The sequence below is a fragment of the Stenotrophomonas sp. 01N47 genome, from assembly GCF_056399165.1.
In genome coordinates this window covers 1-425 of record NZ_JBFTQU010000069.1, presented here as the reverse complement: position 1 = coordinate 425, position 425 = coordinate 1, and the positions used below count along the sequence as shown (strand labels likewise).

1 protein-coding gene is annotated in these 425 nt (G+C 58.8%); it reads right to left on the bottom strand.

The genetic code is table 11. The features are described 5' to 3' along the window. Positions 1 to 425: EAL domain-containing protein (locus tag AC1DKR_RS21250; protein ID WP_478035144.1), on the bottom strand; the 425-nt coding region annotated here is incomplete at both ends.

The window sequence follows — 425 nt, the reverse complement described above, 5'->3', positions numbered from 1 at the left end:
AGCCCGCACTGCTCCATGGCGGGCATGAACACCGATGGCGGCAACATGCCTTTGACGGGATGATGCCATCGCGCCAGAACCTCGACCCCTTGAACCCGGTCAGTCAGCAGGTCGAATTTCGGCTGGAAATAAGCGTGAAGTTGCTGATCGTCAAACGCCCGATGCATATCCTCATGACTGGCCAGAGCCGTTGCCGGCTGCAACGGTCGCGCGCTCTGCGGCTCACCCAAGTGTTTTGCCAACAGCTCCTGCAACGCGTCGAACCGCAAGGGCTTGCCGACATCGCCAAGCATCACCATCCCCGACATTGCAATGATCCGCCGTACGGAACGACGCAAATCCACCGACAGCGAACTGCTGATAATGATCGATCCCACAAGACCGGATGGTCCTGCGTGCTGCAAAAACTCCAGACCGTCCATGCC